Origin of the sequence: Veillonella sp. AS16 (assembly GCF_000517785.1) — a bacterium.
In the GTDB taxonomy this organism is placed as follows: domain Bacteria; phylum Bacillota; class Negativicutes; order Veillonellales; family Veillonellaceae; genus Veillonella; species Veillonella denticariosi.
This window is the reverse complement of record NZ_AZYX01000007.1, coordinates 560,988-576,144: the sequence shown is the minus strand read 5'-3', so window position 1 is coordinate 576,144 and position 15,157 is coordinate 560,988. Positions and strand designations below refer to the sequence as shown.

Sequence of the window (15,157 nt, the reverse complement as noted above, 5' to 3'; positions counted from 1 at the left end):
AAAGAATATAATAGTTTTATATTGGAATGTATATAAAAGGCTCTGTCGTAAGTGATATGTACCCACGGGGGGATATATCATAAGACAGAGCCTTTTATAGTATGTTTTATTTAAAATATTTAGGATATATAGAGATTTATGCAATCCCGATCCAGTGCCAGTATGTTAATGCAAATATGAGTATCATCACATAGCCGATGATGGTCAACGGAATACCGGTAGACATAAATGTTTTTACATCGAATGTGTCCGTACCGTAGGCCACCATACCTTGAGGTGAGTTTACAGGTAATACTAGACCGAAGCAGATAGCGTATTGCATGAGCATGGTCACGCCTAGCGGATTGAGGCCGTCCGCGCTGTGACCCATAACGATAGAGATAACAATAGGAATCATCGCGGATGAGAGGGCTGTTGCCGAGGCAAATCCTAAATGGATAACGATGAGAAATGCCGCCATGATGGCGATAAGCAAAAATACGCTGGCCGTTTCGAGGGAAAAAGCATTTACGAATACTTGAGCAAGCCAGGTTGCCGCTTTTGTTTTTAGCAATACGGAGCCTAGGCCGATGCCGGCGCCGAACATAACGATGGAGCCCCAGTCTATATGCTGTTGTGCGAATTTCCAATCCATGATCCCGATTCCCGGAAAGAAGAATAGAGCAATCGCGATGATGGTTGTAGTCGTCGTATCGATGGTATGTAACTTACCGCCTGTTGCCCATAATGCAAGGAGTCCAAGGGAAATACATAATAGTTTCTTTTCATCCAAGGACATGGGACCGATTTCCTGTCGCATTTTGGCAAGCTGTACATCGCCGCCGACGAGTTCTTTAAACTCCGGTTTAATTAATGCCTGTGTTACAAAATAAGTGATGATAACCATTATGATGGAAAACGGTGCAGCGGCTGTGAGCCAGTCAATCCAGCTGACGGTGGTATTCATCTGAGTTTGCATGAAGCCTACCGCGACGAGGTTTTGAGCCGCTGCCGTTTGAATCATGATGTTCCAGAATGTATCCGCCTGTACGGCGCCTACCATGAGAAGAGCCGCGACGCGGCTTTTACGTTCAATACCTAAATTTTCAACAATGCCGATGATAATCGGAGCCAAGCAGGCGATACGAGCCGTTGCACTCGGTACGAAGAAGGCGAGAATGAGCCCTGTAATGATAACGCCCAGATAAATACGGCTCACTTTGGTGCCGACACTGGAGAGAACGAGCATGGCGATACGACGATCAAGACCTGTTTTACGCATGGCTACGGAAATAAACATGGCGGCGCCTACGAGTATCATCGCCGGTGATGAGTAACCGGAAATGATGAGCTTTAAGGCATTGGTCGTACCTAAAGCCTTGGCAGGTGTTTCGGGATTAGGAGCGAATCCTAATAATAATGCAGTAAGGGCCGTAATCATGGTGGCACTTACCGGATACGATACGGCGGATGTCATCCATAAAATAATGGCAAAGGCGAGAACGCCGATCATGCGATGTCCGCCGGTGGATAAGGTTTCCGGTGTCGGTAATAATAAAATACCGCCCAGCACGATAAAAGCGAGTAGCAGTCCCATGTTCTGGATCGTAGTACGCGCTTTAGCGGGAGATGAATTGAGAGGAGCAGTTGTACTCATGATAAAACCTCTTTCTTCAGGTAGACAAATGGTTCTTTAGGTAGACAAATGGTTGTACTTTATTGTATCATAAAAACCATAGCAAATAGCAGGCATATAGTTCTTGACTTTCATCATGGTATTTGTTATTATAGTTAAGTAATTTATGAAGCAGAGGCCATCCGCCACTCACCTGATATCGAGAAGTATGAGGTTATATATAGAGAACTCTATTCGGATGGTGTTTGCCATCCGTTTTTTTATTTCTCTTGGAGGTGAACGCTATTAGCAAGGATACACCACGTATTAATGAAGAGATTCGTGCCCGCGAACTTCGTGTCGTAGGTCCTGAAAATGAACAAATCGGTATTATGTCCGGCCGTGAGGCGTTGGCATTAGCCGAAGAACAGCATCTTGATCTTGTTGAAATTGCACCTAACGCTAAACCGCCGGTAGCTCGTATTATGAACTACGGTAAATATCGTTATGAACAGCAAAAACGCGAGAAAGAAGCGAAGAAAAAACAAAAAATCGTAACTTTGAAAGAAGTCAAATTACGTCCACATATTGAAGACCATGACTTTTACGTTAAAATGAAAAATGCATCCAAATTCTTGGCGGAAGGCAATAAGGTAAAAGTAACCATCATGTTCCGCGGTCGTGAGCTTTCACACCCTGAACTCGGCATGGCGGTATTGACGCGTTTTGCTGATGAACTCAAAGAAACGGCGTCTATTGAAAAAGCAGCTAAGTTAGAAGGTCGTAACATGACCATGATTTTAGTAAGTAAGTAATGTATTGGGAGGATTATTATGCCAAAGATTAAAACTCGTCGCGCAGCGGCTAAACGTTTCGCAGTAACAGGTACTGGTGAATTCAAGCGTGCAAAAGCTTTCAAAAGCCACATTCTTGAAAAGAAATCTCCAGCTCGTAAACGCAATTTACGCAAAGCTACATTGGTTGCAAAAGCTGATTACAAACGCGTAGTTAAATGTTTACCATACGCTTAATCGTTAACAGTTAATCGATACTATCGTAATTTAGGAGGAATATACAATGGCAAGAGTGAAAAAGGGCGTTACAGCTCATGCACGTCATAAAAAGATTTTAAAATTAGCTAAAGGTTACCGCGGTACACGTTCCCGTTTGTTCAAAAAAGCTAACGAAACAGTAATGAAAGCGTTGTACTACGCTCGTCGTGACCGTCGTGCGAAAAAACGCGAATTCCGTCAATTGTGGATCGCTCGTATCAACGCAGCGGCTCGCATCAACGGCACAACTTACAGCCGTTTCATAGCCGGTTTGACTAAAGCAGGCGTTGAAGTGAACCGTAAAATGTTGGCTGACCTTGCAGTTAACGATGCAACAGCATTCGCTAAACTTGTTGATGTAGCTAAAAACGCTTAATAGCATAACAATACATAGTAAGGACTCTCTGATGAGGGTCCTTTTTTGTATGGTGAAAGCAGTACTCATAAGATGAATTAATCTGCTTAATAATGTATAATATATCTATTATGTAAATTTATTTTATGAGGAGTGAACTTTATGACAGGACAAATGGAATCTCGATTTGAAGGCTCTGTATTCGGATATATCGGGTACACTCTGGCAGCTTTTCTGATTACGGTATGTACCTTCGGCATTGCATTCCCTTGGGCGGAGGTTATGTTCCGAAGCTGGATTTGCCGTAATACGATTATCAATGGTAAACGACTTTACTTTGATGGAACCGGGGCACAACTATTTGGCAGTTATATTAAATGGTGGTTCTTCACCTTTATTACTTTCGGTATTTATAGCCTTTGGTTGTTTAATAAAATGACACATTGGCGCGTTAAGCATACACACTTTATGGAGTAATAGTATAAGAAATATATTTTAAGTATTAAGGCCTATAGTACACATTCAGTACTATAGGCCTTTGTCTGTCGTATCCGTTATATTATTTTCTATATCCGCCGCATCCTCTTGTATTAGAGTTTGGGCCACAATAACTTTGGCTATTATTGTTACAAGTTGTATAGCTATTGTTATTACAGTTGTACTGAGCATTAGTATTACAATTTGTTTGAGAGCCATTGCATACATAATCATATGCAAATCCTGTAGATACAGCAGCAGTCACGGCTAAAAAGGTCATGACGAGTATACGTTTTGTAAATCTCATATGTATCATCTCCTTAATTCTATAATTATATTGTACTACTATAGGTCAAATAAAATATGATATTCTATACATATATAATATTTAAGAATCATTATGTGAAAGGATGAGAGTCTATTATGAAACGTGTGTTGATGGCTGCACTATGTTTAAGTTGTATTACGTTGGGAAGTCATGCGATTGATATTAATATACCAGGTGGAGATTCTGCAATTCCAAAGGATGCATATCAGAACTATCGTAAGATTGATGTAGATGCGCAACAGATGGAACGCGAAGTTGAAGCAGAGATAAAACATTATATGCCCAAAGCTGTGGTAGGTAATGGTGATATAGATTTAGATGAGGTAATTTATTCAAATCGTGAGTTAAACCATTCGTTAGATTTTTCCTCAACAGTATTTATTTTAAAAGAGGATGGAGCAAATATAAAATTTACTATGCCATATCCAAGTAGGTATGGCAATACTGAAAAAATTTCAGATGGCACCTCTGCTTTCAAACAGGCAATGATCATGAGTCCTAATGGGATTATGGCCTATGAATTACGACACCAACCAGCTGGAAATAATTGGGAAGATAGTAAGATTCCATATAACAAGTTGACTATTGATGATATGAAAGCTATTGCAGAGAAGACAGCTGGAGTATATAAAGCACCTAATCCTTCATTATATGCCGGTAAATTTACGTATCCTACTATAGAAAAAGCTACATGGGATGTAGTATATGCTAAGGGGAGCCCGATGGTAGGAAGTATTAATTTTACAATGAAGGATACACCTACAATTTCCTATCATATAGGTTACAATTTGACACCTAAAAAACAGTTGAATTCATTGAAGGAACAAGGTGTAGATAAGACTAAAGAAATTATAATGTCACCTTTGGCAAATTATGTACTACCATCTATTGAGCCTGCTAAAGATATCCTTTCTAAAAGTAAGTCATTAAAAGTCAATGATTTTACTTTCTTAACATTAAAAACAAGCAAGATGGTACGGGTAGATAGAAGCAATTCGTATATGTATATACATGATAGTGATAAATATAAAGAAGGAATTATTGTGATGCCGATAGCTGATACTGATATGCAGCATTTAGAAAATATATTCCCAAAAGTTGTACGAAGTATCATTATGTCTGATAAATATTCGATGCGACAACCAATTCAATTTGCTACTGTATGGAATGATGCTATGCCATCGGTATATTTGCAAATTAAGCGCCCTAAAACAACTTTGTATATGTTAATATCTCACGATAAACAATATGTATATATGCACTTTATTATGTCTAATAATAGTAATCTATTGGAAAAAGATTTTCGTGATATTGTGCAATATGTGGATACTAATAACAATAAGGACTATTATCATACATTCCAAATTGGACTGGGGGCTAAGATGCCAAAAGAAATGGTTACTTATGATATTAAGAATACCAAGTAGACGCTATTTATGAGTTGAATAATAATTAAAAATGAGCCTGTAGCACTATACTATTATAGTGCTACAGGCTCATTTTACTATATCAAGTTATTAAAACCCTATTTTGTTATATTGGAATTTATTTTATCAGCCGCTAGTGGTTGTTCTGCTAGAACAACTTGAGGTTCGCTGTAAGTATAGCTTAACTGATGATTATAGGCTAATTTGAAGTAATTGGCTAATTTTTTATCTGTACAGTAGATGTAGCAACCTTTTTGACCACGTGTCATTAATGTACGGTATGTATTTTTTACAATTTCATTTGCAATACGATGTCCTTCCTCAGGGTTTTCTTTTAAAAGTTTTTTGATACCTTTGATAGACTGATCTGTTTTAGCACGTTTATTAATATCTACGATGAGTTTGCCATTTTCATAACGTAAATCATCACCGATAATAACACCTACGTATTCAAATTCAAGGCCTTGAGTGGTATGAATACAGCCCGCTTCATTAATGGAATCTGGATCTATTGAATATGTAGTAGAATTTCCCAAGTTCCAGCTGATTCCAAAATTATGTTCCGGTATTTGAATATCTTTTACAAGAGAAGTTGTTCGACCTTCCTTTGGCCAATCCCAACAATAGCCTGCTAAAACTCGAGATTTATTGTTTATCTTATTTTTTGCTTTTATAGCAGAATACATTGTATTAGGATCATCAAAAATTCTGAAGTCATAATCTCCTTCAAAACCATCATAGTTTGCTGTTTCAGCAATTTGAAGAACGTTGTCTAACCAAGCTAAATAGCCGTCAGAGCCATTGCAACGGAACTGAGATTCTAGTGCACCTTCATAAACAAGAGCCCTTTGCTCAGTACTAAACTTTAATATTTTATCAATAGTACCTGCATCTTTAAAGGTAACACGTTGATTTCGATCAATAAAGAAAACACTAAAGAGGGAGGCATTAATGATTTCTTTGATTTGGTCTTCACCTTCATTTTGGTACATTCCAGATTTTTCACGTAGTCTATGTGCTTCATCGACAATTGCAATTTGAAGTGCATTTTTAGAGCGTGTATGGAAAGTACCACTACTTTGGAATAATGCTTTAATCTCTGTTTTCTTAAATCCTTTTTGTAACATGGTGCTATATACATTACGCGGCGCAGCGTTTGAAGTAATATATTGTGCCATATAGCCATTATGGATACATTCAGCTAATAAGTTTATTGCTACAACACTTTTACCAGTGCCGGGACCACCACGAACAATATATACCGTTTTTTGATTGTTCTTAATAGCATCTAGGGCAGCTTTTTTTATACGTTCGAACTCAACCTTTTGGTCATCAATAAGAACAAACTCTTTATTGCCCTTCAACATACTTAGAATCGAATCCTGAAGAGCTTTAGATGGTCTGAGCTTACCATGCTCGATAGACTCCATGATATTTGTTGTGTCAGGTTTTGGAATATATGCTTTAATGAAGCTCCGTAAGTTATTCATCTGACCTAATGTAAACATAGGGGATACGTCTAAAATAGCACTATAGATTGGATCTCGTAGCTCGGTTGAGATGCTTTCATCAAAGTTATGTAAAAACGCACATGGATGTAATTCGATAGGTCTCGTCTGTACATCTTCATTGAAGTTTTCAATAAGGCTACAGTAGGACCAGGCTTGGTAGGATGGGTGCGTGACCTCACGAAATCCGCCACCGAGATAGGTAGATACAATATTATCCTTATCTTCCACTTTGAAAGCTTCGCCCCATTGTTTTAATTCGACGATAATAACATGTTCTTTATTATGTTGGTCAAGGCCGGTAATTATAAAATCGACACGCTTTTGGGTGTTCGGAACGATATATTCAATGGCAACACCGGCCAAGTCCGGTATAGCGATATCACGCATGACATTAGCCATATAGGATAATGAGGTCTGCCATGAATGAATTTCAGATTCGCCTACACGACGATATTTCTCTGTTAATGTTTGATGTAATTTTTTGACCAAGATACCTTGCTCGAAATCTTGGATGAAAGCTTGTTTTGTGGATGAATAGATAATCATTTTGTAATCCTAATTTTAAAAAATGAAGGAAATTTCATGAAGGATGTTGAATAATACTATTATAACATTTTAAATAAAAAGATATTTAATACCTTTAAATATATGAAGTATTTGTATATGAAATTTATCTATTCAAAACTCATGATAGTAATTAATTTAATGGAGGGTTAAATGAGATTTTCTTCGATTAGAATTAAGAATTTTAGGAATTTTGAAGATATTGATATTAAGTTATCAAACAAAAATATTATTTTTGGACTTAATGATGTTGGGAAAACAAATTTCTTATATGCGTTAAGATTTTTATTTGATCGTAATATTAGAAAAAATGGCTTTATAGATAGCGATTTTTATCAAAAAAATACTGAAAATGATATTGAAATTGTTGTTGAAGTTGATTTATCAGATATAGAAAATGATGCATCTAAACTAATTAGATCTATAGTAAAAGGGGCATTGCGTAGTGGTGATGGGTCACTATATATAAAACTAAAGGCTAGTTATAATTACCAACTCCAATATGGAGAGCCACAATTAATGTGGGCGGGAAATGAAATGAATTATGAGAGTGTAAAGCAGATAGGGTCATTTACTGATTTAGATAAAATTTTTAATGTTATATATATAGATGCGTATGTTAATTTACAAGAATTGTTTAGTCGTAGCTTACGCTACATATTACCGGATGCTTCTGAGGCGGATGCTGATATTCAAAAATTAATTGATGGAGATATTAAATCACTAAATGAGCATATTTCATCGCTTTCTAATATAAAAAGTATTGAAGAAGAGTTAACGCCCCTATTTAATTCATATCAAGGAAAGGAACATAAGATTTCTTTAAAATCTGAAGTTTCAGTTAATGGATACTATTCAAATCTTACTCCATATATAGAAGGGGCTGATAGTAATGGGGTATATCCAACTGCTGGAGAGGGACGACGTAAGCTTCTTGCGTATGCATTATATAAATTGTTGATGAAAAAAGATGAAGGGAAAAAAATAAATTTATTCCTTTTAGAAGAGCCAGAGAATCACCTACATAAAGGAATGCAACTATCATTATCGAGTGTAATTTTTAATGATAATACATATGAATATCTTTTTGTTACAACTCATAGCCCTTTTATTCTTTATGAAATGAATAATGTGAACTTGGTTAGAATTTATAACTTAGGTAATATCAGTAGCAAAAGTTTTATTTATAAAGTTCCTACTGAATTTGAAAAGTCGAGAAAGCTTTTAAATAGCTATTTAGCTGAGGCTATATTTGCTAATAGAGTATTATTGGTTGAAGGGCCCTCAGAAGAATTACTTTTTAATAAAGTTTTATTAAGTGTTAAGCCAAATTATGAAGCCTTAGGACTATATATTCTTTCAATTCGAGGAATCTATTTTAATAAATTTATAGATGTTCTACAGCCACTGGGAATAATATGTATTATTAAAACAGATAATGATATTAATGCAATAAAAAATAAGAAGAGTCAGTATATGCCAGCCGGTTTTAAGAGATGTAATAAATTATTGAAAAAGACGCTTTTACCTGAAGAAACACTATCGAGTAAAAGTATTAACCAACGAAAAAAATTATATAGAGATAATATAGATAAAATAAAGGAAATGAATAATTTAAATATATTTATATCTGAGGTTGATTTAGAACATGATTTACAAGCTACTTTAAAACTTAAACATTTTAAAGAATTAGTTGGTCATAAAAATCCAGTTAAATATTTACAAGAGAAGAAACAAACTTATATGGTTGATTTTATTCATAGATTAGAAGAGGAAGATTGTAAGAAAATATTAAAGTCATCATATTTTTCATGTTTAAAGGCCCTGTTAAATGAATAATCATAAATGGACAGAAGAACAAAAAGAAATAATAATAGATAAAAATACGTTAATAGTATCTGCGAGTGCTGGTACAGGAAAAACATTTGTTATTACACAAAAAATTGAATATGAGATCCAGTTAAATCGAAGCTTTAAAAAATTAGCTGCATTGACCTTTACAAATAAGGCTGCTGATGAACTTAATAGTCGATTAAAAAAAAATAATGATGGAAATTTTATAGGTACTATTCATAACTTTGTGCTTCATGAAATTATCAATCCTTTTTTTAAAGACTTATATGACTTAAAGTATGAAGGAGAAGTTTCATATGGTACTACTTTAAAGTTTCATACAATTAAGGATGGAATAAACAAACTTTCTGAATTGGGTCAAGTAGGAAATTATTATGATAATAAAAAATCCTTTATATTTGAATTAGCATTGTCAATTATAAAGAGTTCAGAAGCTTGCCAACTATTTTTGAAGTCGAAATATTATAAAATTTTTATTGATGAGTATCAAGATTGTGATGTTAGTATGCATAATCTTTTCTTGTATATATTAGAAAATTTTGATATTCCATTGATTATTGTTGGTGATGAAAAACAATCCATATATAGTTGGCGAGGTGCCGACCCCACATTATTCCAATCGCTTTTAACTTCAGATAAATTTGAAAAATACAGGTTGTCTACCAATTTTAGATCTGATGCTTCAATTCAAAACTATGCAAATTTAATATTCGGATATAGAGTAAATTCTTATAAAGAAGCTGAGAGTAATAAGGTTTTATTTTTGGTAGCAGATAAGTCTAATAATGTTATTTTAAATGTTCTAGATTATATTGATAATAAAGCCTCACTAGCCATTTTAACTCGTAAAAATGATATAGTAAAAAAAATTGGTAGTATTCTTAATGAAAATGGCAAAAAGTGTGCTATAATTCAAAAATCTCCAATTGAGAATATTCAAAATAAGGATAGCAACATATATTTATCAATTGCAAAATACATAATTATTAAAGGATATTCAGAATATGACTTTTCTAGAGATGTTGATTTAGAAAATAAATTTAAAGAAGTATCTCTTGAAGAGTTAAAAATGCATTTAAATAAATTTAATGAAATAGTTGACAAATCGTATAAGGACGTGGTCTGCTCAATAGTAAAGTTATTTAAATTAGATTTTAACGAAGTATTATATTCAATGTTAGAAGAAACTATAAATAATAATATATTCCATTATGGTTTTAATATCGACCAATATCAAAATGTTGTCATGACAATTCATGCTGCCAAGGGGTTAGAATATGAGCAAATTATATTATTTGCAGATGATTTTGACTTTACTAGTCCTGAAAATAGAGAATTACATTATGTTGCCTCAACAAGAGCTAAGTCAAAATTAATTATTATTGCCTATAATGATTGGAATAGTTATAAATTCTGGACGTATTTAAAAAGTCGAGCTGAAATAGAAGGAGTTGAATTAGATAAGATAATAAAAAGGGTTAATTTGAATCTAAAAAGGTAATTTTAATTATATAATGCGTTAATTATGATCTTTTTACAGATATATTTTTAATTAAGTATAATCTAATTCAACTTAAAGTGATACATAAATGGTGTGATGTTTTATTATGAAGACTAATGTATTAGAAGCTAAAGTCTCAACTGGTAATGTATCTTACTGGGTGTAAATCTTAGAGTTCTTGTAAATGCGTATGAAAGTTATAGAAAAAGTGGTTAACCAAAAGAGGCTACTCTTGTTTTGGTTCATGATAGCAAAAATGACTTTAAATTCACTACACCTAATCACAGTTCAGGCGATGAATTTAAGTAAGATAAGGGGCAACATAATAGTGGATTTGAAACCACAGTATTTAAAATTTTCAGAATTTTTAAACTTAATGAGAAACATTAAGTATTCTTGATTTTGTAAAGCATTGAAAAAACAGTCTGACTTTATAATTGGACTGTTTTTTGCTTTCATGAAATCTCTTTCTTCTACCTGTATAATGTTTTCATTAGTCTAATGAGAGGGTAGATATAGATGAAAGATATTGCTAAGCAAATTATAAATTATTGGTATTCACTTGAATGTTTGCAACCGAAAGAGGTTCCTAAGTATAAAGCAATTCCTAAGAAGTATGTAAAAGAGCTCGTATTTACTACTGAGAATGATACAACGACTATTTATCAACAGTCTATAATAAAACCCTATTGGAAAAGAACAAATTCACGTGTTTCTACGTATGTAGTACCGTTACCAAATTATCCTTATAATTACTCTATTACTGATGAGATTAAATATTTTAAGGATGAAAAGGGCTATGTTTTAGATGATGAACATGCTGTTCTGTTATGTGTGGTTAAAGGGACTGAAGTATTAGAGGCCTTTATTGATAAATTAGAAATTGAATATCCTGAAAAACCATATTTAGGGAATGTGTATAGTGCATCATTTATCGTTGATGCAGAGGGATACTATAAAGAGGGCAGTCTACAAATTGCTCCGTTTATTTGGGTGATTCATCAAATGATGCTTCAGCCTGATGTGGAGTTCAAAGATATTAAGTTAGATGGCTGGGATGAAGTTGTTAAAGAAATCGAGGATGGTTTTAATCTTCCTGAGGAAAAGATATCCCTTGATGAGGCTGCACATGTGATCAATGTGTATATACAAAAGCATATCTTGGAGCCTATGGGCGTTACCATGTTCCGTGCTGGCGATGTTTATGGCTATTGTAGCTTTACGGCCGAAGAGATTCAGCTTGTTAAAGCTGATACAATGCCTGTAAATGATTTAAAATCTAGCTTTTTCCTTGATGATTTGCAGTTGGTCTTACAGCACATTGATACATTAAAGGATGATGATAAGGTATTATCTTATATCAATAGTCTTAATCAGGATATTGAGCATTATGATTTGTTGAAAGATACTGAGAAGATGCGTAAATGGTATAATACGAAGGTGTTACCATACGGTAGATGGCCATCTGAGTTTAATTTGTCATTTATGCAGCAAATTGCTGTTAATATTGCTAAGGCGAATCCTAAGGATATCTTTTCTGTTAATGGGCCTCCTGGTACAGGCAAAACTACGTTATTGAAGGATATCATTGCTAGTAATATTGTTGAACGTGCTGTTAAGTTTTGTGAAAGTAATAATGTAAACGATATCTTTAAGAAAGTTATGGGCAGGGATGGGACATCTTTTTACTATGATATACCCAGTGATATTGCAGTATATGGCATGCTAGTACTTTCATCAAATAACAAGGCTGTCGAAAATATTACATTAGAATTACCTAATATTTCCTCTATAAAAGCGGGAACGAATGGGTCTACATTGTTTAATCCAGAGTTCGCAGATCAACAGGTTGATTTATCTTGTTTTGCTAAGGATAAGAATTATGAATACGTTAAATCGAGAGAGGTATATTTTACCTTTTTAGCTGATCGTTTAGCAGAGAGTAATAAACAATGGGGCCTAATTTCTGCGAGACTTGGTAAGAAGTCTAATATAAACACATTTATGTCAGTATTAGATGTATTATCCTCAGATATGCCCTCTATTATGCGTATGCCTAGTGCTCAAGATACTTTTGAAAGTGCCAAGAAACAGTTTCAGGCTCAATATAATCTTGTAAAAGCATTATTTACTTATATAACAGCATATGAAGAGAATATTCATTTGATTCAAGAATTAAAGTTTAAAACCGATAAATTAAAAGAGGCAGTTCTTGTAATCGATGAACAATTAAGTAAGTATGATGATTTAGATGATAATTTGTTGAAGTTGATAGCGCGTAAAAATAGTATTGAGTCTAAATTAATAGAGTTGAACCGCAAACGTTCTATTATTGATAAGATTTGGAGTGCTACTAACTGGTCTATTTTAAAAGCCATGAGTAATACTGCATTGTTATCAGTTATTGAAGAGGAGACTACAAATCTTAAAAAAGTTAAAGGTGAATTAGATGCATTACATCAGTTGGTCAATGAGCGTGAATCTATAATCAATACGAAAGATGGTCTATTATCTGATATTAAAGAACTTGATGGTACTGTTCAAAAAGCAGAAAATACACAGCAAGATATCCTAGGTATATTAAAAACTAGTGATAAAGATTTTATATATTGCTTTGATGATATAGAATCAAAGTTAATGTCATCTGATGAGGAGCGTGCACAGGCCCATACAGCTTTCTTATATGTGTGTAATTATTTGAATGAATGTAGAGATCGTTTGTTATACGATGCCTTACAATTACAAAAAGCTGTAGTTATGAGTGATGCTTTCAGAAAAAACATGCAATTACTTAGTCAATATTGGGGCTCATTAAGTGATAGGAAAAAATTGCAGAAAAACTTTGATCTTAGCATTATTTTCCCTGCACTACTTAATTCCTTGATGATTGCAGTGCCTGTTATTTCCTCCACCTTTGCTGCTGTGGAGAGGTTCTTGATTAACTGTAAATCTGAAAGTGTGTTAGGTACCATTATTATTGATGAGGCAGGACAGGCGTCACCTCATATGCTTGTAGGGGCATTGTTCCGTGCGCAAAAGGCAATAGTAGTTGGCGATCCAAAACAGATTGAACCTGTACAAACTGTGCAAGATTTATTTGTCGAAAAAATTGGTGGCGAAGGTATTGGTAAATATCGGAGTAAAGAGCTATCTGTGCAAAGCTTAGCTGATGCACAAAATCCATTTGCAGGCATTATCAAAAATCTTGATGGCTCCGAATATTGGGTCGGTTGTCCACTCGTTATTCATAGACGCTGTAAAGATCCAATGTTTACAGTCGCTAATGAGTTATCTTATGGTGGTTTTATGATTAATAAGACTATCAATTCTAAAGAGCCTATTGAACCATGCAAAGAGAGCTGTTGGATAACGTATGATGCAAGTAATATTGAATCTACTACGGGTAAAGATAGATATATACAAGTACAAGGCCAAATTGCTTTTGAACTGATACAAAAGTTACGAGCAAGAAATACCAAATTTAAAGATATTTTTATCATTACACCATTTACCAGTGTGGCATATGGTTTTAAAAAGTATATGGCATCCCTCAATAATGATATTGCGAATTGGACTAAAGAGGATAATAAGAAAGATTGGTTAGATGATAATATAGGGACTGTACATACCTTCCAAGGTAAAGAGGCTAAAGTCGTTATTTATATGTTAGGCTGTCAAAGTGATGGCACTGCTAATGGGGCTATTAAATGGGTTAACGCTAATAATGTAAATGTAGCCTTTACAAGAGCAAGGGAGTATATCTATGTTATTGGTGACGCTACCAAATGGGCAGAACTCAATAAAAATCTTGCATTCGCACAAAGATACTTGCCTATCTATACTTTAGAGGATTTCTAAGTTAATAAATTGCAACGACTATAGTAGATTGCTAGATTATAAGGCATAGGTTACTATAGATGCTTTTATAAAGAATTTATATATACAAAAAAGGTCTATAAAAGAAAACAAGGAAAGAAACGATTCGATTTCTTTCCTTGTTTAGATATGATATAATTTATATCAAAGTGAGGCATAAATGGTTTGGTCGCCAGACTTCGCTTCTAGTATTTGAAATTGAAGAAACGGTCTGACTTCTATGTCGGGCCTTTTTTCATGCCACGATTAGAAAGCTAGCTTTTAGCTAGAGGTCAATCACTTTGCTGCTATGATAATGGTCGCCACAAGTATGCCAAAGGAAATCATTAAGGATAACACTTTGAATATACTCATATTGATCACCGCCAATCTCTAGAAGATTAGCAAAGGCTGGACCCATTTAGAGGTCTCAAGTTCAATATAGTGCTGTTAATTATAAAAGTAAATAGAAAAGAGGTTCCTAACAGTTACATGGGTGATTAATAGGAACCTCTTTTGTTTTGTACTCATTTTCATAAATGTGTTCCATTTATGTTACAATATACAGAAAATAGTTAGTGCTTCTTGAGGAGAGATTATGTTTAGAAAATTTCTGGCGTTTACTGGCCTTATTGCGGT

General features: G+C 34.3%; 11 protein-coding genes. 8 read left to right on the top strand and 3 right to left on the bottom strand.

Features of this window, described 5'->3' with window-relative positions; translation table 11 throughout:
• Nucleotides 1-136 precede the first annotated feature (136 nt).
• The gene (locus HMPREF1521_RS02850) at nt 137-1,636 is read right to left on the bottom strand and encodes a DASS family sodium-coupled anion symporter (RefSeq protein ID WP_038115555.1); all 1,500 of its coding nucleotides are present in this window, start codon (nt 1,634-1,636) and stop codon (nt 137-139) included.
• A 254-nt stretch (nt 1,637-1,890) separates the two neighbouring features.
• On the opposite strand from HMPREF1521_RS02850, the gene infC reads away from it, so the two are divergent.
• The 5 genes from infC (at nt 1,891) to HMPREF1521_RS02820 (ending at nt 5,233) form a co-directional block, all read left to right on the top strand.
• Nucleotides 1,891-2,409, top strand: a complete 519-nt coding sequence (infC, locus tag HMPREF1521_RS02845; RefSeq protein ID WP_008601314.1) for a translation initiation factor IF-3 — start codon at nt 1,891-1,893, stop codon at nt 2,407-2,409.
• An 18-nt stretch (nt 2,410-2,427) separates the two neighbouring features.
• Complete coding sequence (gene rpmI / locus HMPREF1521_RS02840) at nt 2,428-2,625, top strand: 50S ribosomal protein L35 (RefSeq protein WP_038115553.1); 198 nt, start codon at nt 2,428-2,430, stop codon at nt 2,623-2,625.
• Between the two features lie 46 nt (nt 2,626-2,671).
• Complete coding sequence (rplT, locus tag HMPREF1521_RS02835; RefSeq protein ID WP_038115551.1) at nt 2,672-3,022, top strand: 50S ribosomal protein L20; 351 nt, start codon at nt 2,672-2,674, stop codon at nt 3,020-3,022.
• A gap of 141 nt (nt 3,023-3,163) precedes the next feature.
• A complete protein-coding gene (locus HMPREF1521_RS02830) occupies nt 3,164-3,478 on the top strand; it encodes a DUF898 family protein (RefSeq protein WP_038115549.1) in 315 nt (104 codons plus the stop codon).
• 423 nt (nt 3,479-3,901) lie between these two features.
• Nucleotides 3,902-5,233: a hypothetical protein gene (locus HMPREF1521_RS02820; RefSeq protein WP_038115544.1), complete on the top strand. Its 1,332-nt coding sequence runs from the start codon at nt 3,902-3,904 to the stop codon at nt 5,231-5,233.
• 98 nt (nt 5,234-5,331) lie between these two features.
• Here HMPREF1521_RS02820 and HMPREF1521_RS02815 read toward each other — a convergent pair whose 3' ends face one another.
• Nucleotides 5,332-7,290 (bottom strand): DUF2075 domain-containing protein, encoded by a 1,959-nt coding sequence (locus HMPREF1521_RS02815; protein WP_038115541.1) that lies wholly within the window; start codon nt 7,288-7,290, stop codon nt 5,332-5,334.
• Between the two features lie 171 nt (nt 7,291-7,461).
• Between HMPREF1521_RS02815 and HMPREF1521_RS02810 the strand changes: the two genes are divergently transcribed.
• The 3 genes from HMPREF1521_RS02810 (at nt 7,462) to HMPREF1521_RS02795 (ending at nt 14,521) form a co-directional block, all read left to right on the top strand.
• A complete protein-coding gene (locus HMPREF1521_RS02810; RefSeq protein ID WP_038115538.1) occupies nt 7,462-9,147 on the top strand; it encodes an ATP-dependent endonuclease in 1,686 nt (561 codons plus the stop codon).
• The gene (locus HMPREF1521_RS02805; RefSeq protein WP_051435734.1) at nt 9,140-10,663 is read left to right on the top strand and encodes an ATP-dependent helicase; all 1,524 of its coding nucleotides are present in this window, start codon (nt 9,140-9,142) and stop codon (nt 10,661-10,663) included. The genes HMPREF1521_RS02810 and HMPREF1521_RS02805 overlap by 8 nt, the downstream gene beginning before the upstream one ends.
• Before the next feature lie 519 nt (nt 10,664-11,182).
• The gene (locus HMPREF1521_RS02795) at nt 11,183-14,521 is read left to right on the top strand and encodes an AAA domain-containing protein (protein ID WP_038115533.1); all 3,339 of its coding nucleotides are present in this window, start codon (nt 11,183-11,185) and stop codon (nt 14,519-14,521) included.
• Nucleotides 14,522-14,815: 294 nt separating this feature from the next.
• On the opposite strand, the gene HMPREF1521_RS09155 is transcribed toward HMPREF1521_RS02795, so the two are convergent.
• On the bottom strand, nt 14,816-14,866 hold the full coding sequence (locus HMPREF1521_RS09155; protein WP_369759694.1) for a hypothetical protein: 51 nt from the start codon (nt 14,864-14,866) through the stop codon (nt 14,816-14,818).
• Nucleotides 14,867-15,157: the final 291 nt, after the last annotated feature.

Excerpts from the sequence above, each read along its gene's own strand:
- HMPREF1521_RS02850 (WP_038115555.1), bottom strand. The coding sequence starts at position 1,636 with ATGAGTACAACTGCTCCTCTCAATTCATCTCCCGCTAAAGCGCGTACT.
- rpmI (WP_038115553.1), top strand. The coding sequence starts at position 2,428 with ATGCCAAAGATTAAAACTCGTCGCGCAGCGGCTAAACGTTTCGCAGTA.
- rplT (WP_038115551.1), top strand. The coding sequence starts at position 2,672 with ATGGCAAGAGTGAAAAAGGGCGTTACAGCTCATGCACGTCATAAAAAG.
- HMPREF1521_RS02830 (WP_038115549.1), top strand. The coding sequence starts at position 3,164 with ATGACAGGACAAATGGAATCTCGATTTGAAGGCTCTGTATTCGGATAT.
- HMPREF1521_RS02820 (WP_038115544.1), top strand. The coding sequence starts at position 3,902 with ATGAAACGTGTGTTGATGGCTGCACTATGTTTAAGTTGTATTACGTTG.
- HMPREF1521_RS02815 (WP_038115541.1), bottom strand. The coding sequence starts at position 7,290 with ATGATTATCTATTCATCCACAAAACAAGCTTTCATCCAAGATTTCGAG.
- HMPREF1521_RS02810 (WP_038115538.1), top strand. The coding sequence starts at position 7,462 with ATGAGATTTTCTTCGATTAGAATTAAGAATTTTAGGAATTTTGAAGAT.
- HMPREF1521_RS02805 (WP_051435734.1), top strand. The coding sequence starts at position 9,140 with ATGAATAATCATAAATGGACAGAAGAACAAAAAGAAATAATAATAGAT.
- HMPREF1521_RS02795 (WP_038115533.1), top strand. The coding sequence starts at position 11,183 with ATGAAAGATATTGCTAAGCAAATTATAAATTATTGGTATTCACTTGAA.